Origin of the sequence: Nitrospina gracilis 3/211 (genome assembly GCF_000341545.2) — a bacterium.
Lineage (GTDB): Bacteria > Nitrospinota > Nitrospinia > Nitrospinales > Nitrospinaceae > Nitrospina > Nitrospina gracilis.
The window spans coordinates 2,836,701-2,840,518 of the sequence record NZ_HG422173.1; the positions used below are offsets into that span (position 1 = coordinate 2,836,701).

Genomic DNA, 3,818 nt, shown 5'->3' on the forward strand with positions numbered 1-3,818 from the left:
GACAAATCGAGGGTTTCGGTACGGCCTTCCTTGTCGTTGATCGTACAGGGGAAGGTGAGCGTGTTGAACACGGTGGTACCGATGAAACGGAACAACTCCTCGGTCAGGCCCATCAGGTCCAGGTAATCCGCGTAGGCGGTGTAGAACTCCAGCATGGTGAACTCGGGATTGTGCTGGGTGGAAATGCCTTCGTTGCGAAAATTGCGGTTGATCTCGTACACCCGGTCGATGCCGCCGACCACCAGCCGTTTCAGGAACAACTCCGGCGCCACACGCAGGTACAGTTCCATGTCGAGCGCATTGTGGTGTGTCTTGAACGGTTTCGCCGTCGCGCCGCCGGGAATGGACTGCATCATCGGCGTTTCGACTTCCAGGTAACCACGATCGTTCAAAAAAGTGCGGATGGCCTGGATGATGCGGCTCCGCGCCACGAACACATCCTTCACCTCGGGATTGACGATGAGGTCCACGTACCGCTGACGGTAACGCAGTTCGACATCTTTCAGACCGTGCCATTTTTCCGGAAGCGGCAGGAGCGATTTGGAAAGCAGGGTGACCTTCGTGCAGAACAGGGTGAGCTCTCCCGTTTTGGTTTTGGACAACCGCCCCTCGGCGCCGAGGAAATCCCCCATATCCACCTTGCTGAACCATTCGTAGTTGTCCGCGCCGATATCATCCTTCTTCACGTAAATCTGGAACTGTCCGGTGCCGTCCTTGATGTGGCAGAACGTGGTCTTGCCATGCTTGCGGCGGGTCATGACGCGCCCGGCGACGACAAAATTCAGATTTTCCTCATCGAGCGTTTCCTTGCTTTTATCCCCGTGAGCGGACAAAAGGTCGCCGATATGTGCGTTGACCTTGAAGCGGTTGATGTAGGGGTTGACACCCATCTGCCGCAGTTCATCGAGTTTGTCGCGGCGCTGTTGTAGAAAATTGCTGGTCTCTTCCATGAATTCGGAGGCTAGGGAATTTGAAGGAACACACCCGGGTTCAGCAAGCGGGTGCATGGGAGTTTTCGGATTGCTGACGGACCGCCGTTATCAGCGGGCGATCTGCACAAAGCGGGATTCGCGCACCACGGTGATCTTGATTTCGCCGGGGTACGTCACTTCCTTTTCGATGCGTTTGGCCACGTCCTTGGACAGCAGGATGGCTTCCTCGTCGGTGATATTGTCGGGAACGACGACGATGCGAACCTCGCGTCCGGCCTGGATGGCATAGGTCTTTTCGACACCCTTGAACGAATCGCCAATTTCTTCCAGCTGCGACATTCGTTTTACGTAGGTCTCCAGCATTTCGCGGCGCGCGCCCGGCCGGGACGCGGAGATCGTATCCCCGGCCGCAACCAGCACGGCGTAAATGGAATCCGGTTCGATGTCTTCGTGATGCGCGCCGATGGCGTTGACCACGTACTTGTGCTCGTTGTAGCGATTGGCTATGTCCACACCCAGCGCCGTGTGTGTGCCGTCGGTCTGCCGGTCGATGGCCTTGCCGATGTCATGCAGAAGGCCGCAACGTTTCGCCAATTGCACGTCCAGTCCCATCTCGGATGCGATCGCGCCGCACACCCAGGCCACTTCCTTGGAATGCTGGAGCACGTTCTGCGTGTAACTGGTACGGTACTTGAGGCGGCCGAGCAGTTTTACCATGTCCGGGTGCATCCGGTCCACGCCCACGTCCATCACCGCCTGCTCGCCGGCGTCGATGATGTCCTGGTTGATTTCCTTTTTGCACTTGGAGACCACTTCCTCGATGCGGCCGGGGTGGATGCGTCCGTCCAACGTGAGTTTCTCCAGCGCGCGGCGCGCGATCTCGCGGCGGATGGGATCGAAACTGGACAGCACCACCGCGCCCGGGGTGTCGTCGATGATGAGATCGACTCCCGTGCTCTGCTCGAGTGCGCGGATGTTGCGTCCTTCGCGGCCGATGATGCGGCCTTTGATGTCGTCGTTCGGCAATTCGACCACGGAAACGGTCGTCTCCGCCACGTGGTCGGAGGCCAGCCGCTGCACCGCCATGGAAATGAGGCGCCGCGCTTCTTCTTCCGCATTGGTGCGTGCCTCTTCCTCAATGCGTTTCACCTGGCGGGCCGCATCCTGGCGCGCTTCTTCCAGCATCTGGTTGCGGATCGCCTCCTTTGCTTCCTCGGCGGTGTAGTTGCTGATGGATTCGAGTTTTTTGATCTGTTCGACGACCAGCGTTTCGTATTCCTGTTTCTGTTTCGCAACCGCGGCTTCTTTTTCGTCGAGTTCCTTGCCGCGGTATTCAAAATTGCGTTCCGCCTGGCGGTTTTTTTCGATGAGGTTGTTCAGCTCGGTTTCTTTCTGGCGAATGGCCTTTTCCTGCTCGCGCAGTTCGCCCAACTCGCCTTCCAGTTCTTTCTCCATTCGGGCCCGGATGGCAATCTGCTCTTCCTTGATTTGGAGCTCGGCTCCTTTCTTAATCGTCTCCGCTTCTTTTTCCGCTTCGTGAATGATCTTGGCGCCCAGTTCCTCCGATTCTTTCAACTGAAACTCAGAGAGTTTCTTACGCAGAAGGTATCCGGCGAAAAACCCGATACCCAGAGTTCCGGCCAGGCTCACAATCAATGTCACCAAGCTCAGTTCCATACCACCCGTTGCATTTCCCATAACGTAACCCCTGTTTATATCTCAAAACATCCTGCCCGAACGGAACCCTCCGCTCAGCAATGAATGATCTCTTTCTCAGTGATGATTTTGTGAACGCGCCGGTCCAAAGGGCTTTGAGGCAGGGTGTCGTGAATCTGGAAATCGAAAGCCAGTGCAATCCTGCCTGCGCGGTCGTTCAACCGGTCCAGAAACCGGTCGAAGTACCCCTTGCCATACCCGATGCGTCCCCCTTTCCTGTCAAAAGCCAGACCCGGCAACAAAACCAGATCGATTTCCTCCGGCGGCACCCGCTTCTGGGAACGGTATTCCGGTTCGCGGATGCCAAACGGTCCGGTTTGGAACTCAATGTCCCATCCCGGCAGGTGCATGGCGGTGAGCTCGCCCCTCCGGGAGTCGATGACCGGCACACACACCCGCTTGCCGGCATCCAGCGCCGCGCTGACCAAGCCGTCCGTTTCCACCTCACCGGGAATGGACAGGTAAATCAACATGGTACCCGCACGTCGGAACGCGTCCAGTTTCAGCACCGTTTCGGTGATGCGGCCGCTCAACGCTTTCAGGGTTTCCGGATCCAGGGTCCGGCGATGGGCCAGAATCTTTTTCCGGATGACTGCTTTCGAATGCAAAGAGCCCTCAATATTCCGCGGGTGAAACCAAATGAAAGAGGGTCAGGCTCTGGAGGAGTCGGTGGAAGCGGTCTGCCGCGTCAACCGGACCCTTCCGAATCACGGGAAGAATCGGGTTTGCGCTGGCTTGTGGCACCCGGCCGCACTGCAAAAGGCGAGGACCTTCCGGCAAACCGTTGGGGAGTTGTCCAGATTTTATATTTAATAACGTATCCCTGATTCAAGATCCGTTGATCCTTTTCAAAATTCAGGCCGGTTTCACCGGGTTTTCAGTTCGCCCCCTTGAAGGGAACCGGCGACCGGATTAAACGCCTTCACACCCACAAAAATATTCAGAAATGCTTCCCCGTGTGTACCGTGCCAAAATCAGTTTTTGAACCTGCCAAGGACAGGTGGGTTCTCCGTGAACTGTTTCAGGCTTCCTCCGACGGAGGCTTGCTCACCACAGCCAGTTTCGATCCCGTTGGTTAATGTTGGCTCAAGAATTGATTTTATACTCGAGCACCACAGGGAAGCACTGTACCCTAATTTTCGATCAATCGTAGCACAACCCCCGAACCCC

Annotated in this window: 3 protein-coding genes and 1 other RNA gene; all 4 read right to left on the bottom strand. The window is 56.6% G+C overall.

Annotated elements, in window-relative coordinates; translation table 11 throughout:
• Positions 1-950, bottom strand: a 950-nt coding sequence (locus tag TX82_RS15815; RefSeq protein ID WP_042251324.1) for an amino acid--tRNA ligase-related protein, incomplete at its 3' end; no start/stop codon positions are given.
• Between the two features lie 90 nt (positions 951-1,040).
• A complete protein-coding gene (gene rny / locus TX82_RS13590) occupies positions 1,041-2,603 on the bottom strand; it encodes a ribonuclease Y (RefSeq protein WP_371828209.1) in 1,563 nt (520 codons plus the stop codon).
• Between the two features lie 80 nt (positions 2,604-2,683).
• On the bottom strand, positions 2,684-3,256 hold the full coding sequence (locus TX82_RS13595) for a 5-formyltetrahydrofolate cyclo-ligase (protein WP_005011887.1): 573 nt from the start codon (positions 3,254-3,256) through the stop codon (positions 2,684-2,686).
• A gap of 339 nt (positions 3,257-3,595) precedes the next feature.
• Positions 3,596-3,772: non-coding RNA, 6S RNA (gene ssrS / locus TX82_RS15820), on the bottom strand.
• Positions 3,773-3,818: the final 46 nt, after the last annotated feature.